This window comes from Microbacterium sp. BF1 (assembly GCF_019279095.1).
Lineage (GTDB): Bacteria > Actinomycetota > Actinomycetes > Actinomycetales > Microbacteriaceae > Microbacterium > Microbacterium maritypicum.
Map to the genome: position 1 here is coordinate 1 of NZ_JAGYWT010000226.1, position 3,947 is coordinate 3,947.

The following is a 3,947-nucleotide window of genomic DNA, read 5'->3' on the forward strand; positions in this document are numbered from 1 at the left end:
TCTCCTTGATCGCGCTCTCACCGGCGACGTCGAAGAGTCCGCTGCGCGCGGCGAGCAGCACGTCGATCACGAGCAGTGATCCGAACGTCATCGCGTCGCCGAGGGCGAGGAGGGTGAAGCCGCCGGCGAGCACGATGCCGATGAGCGAGCCGAGGAGCATCAGCGCGATGCGGCGATGACGGTCGGCCAGCACGCCGCCGGCCAGGGTCATGAGCAGTCGCGCGACCATTCCGGCTCCGCCGATGATGCCGGCCTGGGCGGGGTCGTTCGTCACGATCAGGGCGAGCAGGGGGATGGTGAAGCCGAACAGGGAGGCCGCGAGGCCCTTGCTCGTGTCGCTCACCAACCAGGTGAGGTAGCGGGTGTTGCGCCACAGACGGTGGGGCTCGGTGACGGTGGTCATGGGACGAGAGTAGATGCGCAAGAACTATTGCGCAAGTCTTATTGCGCAATAGTGGGTGCGAGTAGGATCGGCACATGACGGAGGACAGCGCGAAGAGCACGAGCACCGATCCCGTCTGGATGACCTCGGCCATGCTCAAGGCCTACTCGCACCCCCTGCGACGCCAGATGATCCGGCTGTTCTCACGGCGGGACTTCCTCCGCGCTGCCGACATCGCCGCCGAGCTCGGCGTTCCGGCGAACAGCGCCAGCTTCCATCTGCGCGCCCTCGCCGATGCCGGGCTCATCGAAGAGGCACCAGACAAAGCTCGTGACCGACGCGATCGTGTCTGGACGGGGCACAAGGGCGCGCTCAACGTCGGCGGTCCGGAGAGCCCCGTCCCGGATGAGGCCCTCGGCGTCGCGGTGGTCGCCGCGCTCGTCGAAGACCATCAGGATCTGATCCGTCGGGTGATGGCCTGGACCCCGGAGTACGTCGCCGGACGCACGAGGGAGGTGCACGCCGCCTTCACCCAGCGCACGATCCGGCTCACCGAGTCAGAGTTCGACGACGTGATGGTGAAGATCAACGACATCCTGAGTGCGGCCGACGACGCGCACGACAGCGCGGACCCGGACGGCCGCTACTGGCAGATGGACCTGGTCGTCGCCGACGACACCATCTGAGGCGGCGGCCCGGGTCGGATCAATCCTCGGCCGGAGGGCGCGTACCGCTCAGGATCAGGATGCGACGCAGGTGCATCGCGGTGAGCACACCGGGTCCCATCGAACGCCGCACATCGATGGTGCGGTCGTCGACCGTCTCGAGGAGCAGTCGGATCGCGCGCGCCGCTTCACCGCGGGCGCGATGATCGTCGCTCGAGGAGGCATCCCCCCGCGCGATCACATCGGCGACCGCGTGACAGGCCGCAGAGAGGGGCGCAGGCAGAGCGGGGTCGAGCGCCAGTGCCGACGGCCGGTCCCAGATCGTGTCGGCGATCTCGTCGGAGATGTCGCGGATGAGGTGGGCGATGCGATCGAGAGCCGCGAGCTCGTCGTGGCTATGCTGGATCCGCGTGCGATGCCCCCTGGCGCGAGGGTTGCCCCTTCGGCTCTCGTCCGCCTCCATCAGCGCCGCTCGCAGTGCGGAGGAGGTGTCGCCGAGAGAGGCCGCATCGTCGGCCCATTGCGCGTGCTCGGGCGGCCATGCCTCCGCGACCGCGGATCCGATGTCGTGCAGGTGCGCGGCCAACTGCTCCCGGAACGCCGTCACCCGTCCCGCCGCGGCGACGGTGAGTGGTTCGGGTGCGATCACCAGGTTCACCACCAGCCCGACGACCATGCCGATCGCCGTCTGGGTGAGGTAGCCGAGCGAATAGTCGTCGGCATTCTGTCCGCCGATGATCAGCACGAAAAGCGCGGCCATCGGCACGTATTCGCGGCCGACGCCGAACCAGCCCGTGCCCGAGAGCAGCACTCCGACGCCGACCACGAGGGGGATCGTCCACCAGGTCGGGCCGACCGTCAGCACCACGATCGTGGCGAGACCGATTCCCGTGGCGAGACCGAGCAGCGTCTGCAGGCTCGACTTCGCCGAACCCATCAGCGTCGGGTACATGCTCAACAGGGCCCCGAGGGGCGCGTAGTACGGGTACTGGTCGGTGACCCCGGGCATGTGCGGAGCGATCATCCAGGCCAGTCCGACGGCCAGGGTCGTCTTGGCCACGAGCAGCAGCCGGGCAGGACGGACGGCGTCGTGGAGCGCACGTCGGGCGCCCGCTCGTCGTACCCGGAGCCGGGTGCGGGTCTGCGTCACGGCATCCTCTCTGTCGGGGGCAGGGGTTCCGCGAGCGTAGGCGCTCCGGTGCGCAGGAGGCGAGCCGGTTGCGTGCTCGGCGACGTACCGGTAGCGCGTGCACGCGACGACGCCGACCGCCCAAGAGGGCGGCCGGCGTCGTCGAGAGGTGTTCTCCTACGGGATGGCTCTGCGGAAGGCGAGGAACGAGACGGCGGTGAGCACCGCGACGACCGCGAGTCCCCAGAGTGCTATGCCGAGCGCGCCGAGGTTCATGATCCCCGCTCCGACGTCACCCCAGAGCTCGAGGCGTGTCACCAGGAAGACGAGTCCCACCAGGACCAGGGAGAGTCCGATGCTCACGATGAGCAGCACCAGCTGCCCCCAGCTCTTGTAGATCGTCGCGCCGGTAAATCCGATCACGAAGAAGAAGAGCGCGAGGGTGAAGTAGACCACGAAGGCGCCGAGCGGACCGGCCTGCCAGAGCCACGGCAGGTAGAACAGGTAGCCGTTCACGCCGTAGCCGTTCGTGGCCACTTCGATGCCGCCACCGATCAGGAACAGGATGCCCATGAGGGTGCTGCCGAGGATGGCTGTGAGCAGGGTTCCGAAGAAGAACTCCCGACGCGTGATGCTCATCGCCTGCGAGAACGGGAAGGTGAGAGTCATCGCCGACATGCCGATCGCGAAGAAGTACCAGAGAGGTGCCTGGCCGCCGCCGCCGTACTTGGGGCCGTCGCCCGGAATCATCGCGTAGATGATCAACGAGATCACCACCGCCGCACCCAGGATCATCAGCGGGTACCAGACGAGCAGGATGCGGATCGCGGTCGACTTGCCTGCCCCGTTCGGCCCCAGGAAGCCGTGCACCTGACCGTGCTCGACGGTGAGGTCGAGGCCGTCGAGCGCGTGCACGGTGCCGTAGTGCTTGGCGAGGTCCTGGGTGGCGATGACGGTGGTCATGCGCGGGAGCGTACGCCCGATTCAGGAAGTTGTGAATCGGGCGAAGACGACGCATGCGAAATCCTCACGGCCCCCGCGTACAGTGGGCTGGTGCCGGAGTTCCCCTACAGCCGCCTGCGCCGCTGGCCCGACGTCGAGGCGGACAACCTCCAGGCGTATGACGCGACCGATCTGCTGCTCGTCGAACGGGCGCTCGCCCTCGATGCCCCGGGTTCCGAGACCGTCGTGATCGGTGACGAGTACGGCGCGATCACCCTGGCGCTGACGGCTGCCGGACGACACGGCATCCGGGTGCATCAGGACCTCGCGACCGGTCGTCGAGCCCTGAGCCGCAATGCCGAGGAGCTCGGGCTCGCCGGCTTCACCGCACACGAGCTCGACGCCGAGCTGCTCGCCGGGGCGAAAGTCGTGCTGCTGCAGCTGCCGAAGGCACTCGCGGAACTCGAGGAGATCACGGATGCGGTGGTCCGCTGGGCGGCGTCCGACGTCGTGCTCATCGCGGGAGGTCGTGTGAAGCACATGACCCTCACCCAGAACGAGGTGCTCGGGCACCGTTTCGCCCAGGTGCAGGATGTTCACGTCTCGATTCTGCCCCAGCATCCGCCGTCGTGGGCCGACGTCGGCATCCTCGACCTAGACTTGTCACCGTGTGCACGGTCGTGATCGATGTCGAGAATGCCGGCTCCGCGCGACTTCTCGCGGTCCGGGATGAAGACCCGCTGCGGGCGTGGGACTCCCTCGGAGCCTGGTGGCCCGAGGAGCACCCCGGCGTGATCGGGATCCGCGACCGTCGGGCCGGTGGGGCCTG

Annotated in this window: 3 protein-coding genes and 2 pseudogenes; 2 read left to right on the plus strand and 3 right to left on the minus strand. The window is 68.1% G+C overall.

Features of this window, described 5'->3' with window-relative positions; translation table 11 throughout:
• Nucleotides 1–403 (minus strand): annotated as a pseudogene (locus KZA10_RS09255) (MFS transporter); the annotation flags it as partial.
• Nucleotides 404–477: 74 nt separating this feature from the next.
• Here KZA10_RS09255 and KZA10_RS09260 point away from each other — a divergent pair.
• Nucleotides 478–1,068, plus strand: coding sequence for a helix-turn-helix domain-containing protein (locus KZA10_RS09260; RefSeq protein WP_055871813.1), 591 nt, complete (start codon nt 478–480; stop codon nt 1,066–1,068).
• A 19-nt stretch (nt 1,069–1,087) separates the two neighbouring features.
• Here the strand turns inward: KZA10_RS09260 and KZA10_RS09265 are convergent, their stop codons facing one another.
• On the minus strand, nt 1,088–2,197 hold the full coding sequence (locus KZA10_RS09265; protein WP_218682718.1) for an aromatic acid exporter family protein: 1,110 nt from the start codon (nt 2,195–2,197) through the stop codon (nt 1,088–1,090).
• 156 nt (nt 2,198–2,353) lie between these two features.
• The gene (locus KZA10_RS09270) at nt 2,354–3,139 is read right to left on the minus strand and encodes an ATP-binding cassette domain-containing protein (protein ID WP_256934646.1); all 786 of its coding nucleotides are present in this window, start codon (nt 3,137–3,139) and stop codon (nt 2,354–2,356) included.
• 90 nt (nt 3,140–3,229) lie between these two features.
• Between KZA10_RS09270 and KZA10_RS09275 the strand changes: the two are divergent.
• Nucleotides 3,230–3,709: pseudogene (locus tag KZA10_RS09275) on the plus strand (SAM-dependent methyltransferase); the annotation flags it as partial.
• Nucleotides 3,710–3,947 lie beyond the last annotated feature (238 nt).

Excerpts from the sequence above, each read along its gene's own strand:
- KZA10_RS09270 (WP_256934646.1), bottom strand. The coding sequence starts at position 3,139 with ATGACCACCGTCATCGCCACCCAGGACCTCGCCAAGCACTACGGCACC.
- KZA10_RS09260 (WP_055871813.1), top strand. The coding sequence starts at position 478 with ATGACGGAGGACAGCGCGAAGAGCACGAGCACCGATCCCGTCTGGATG.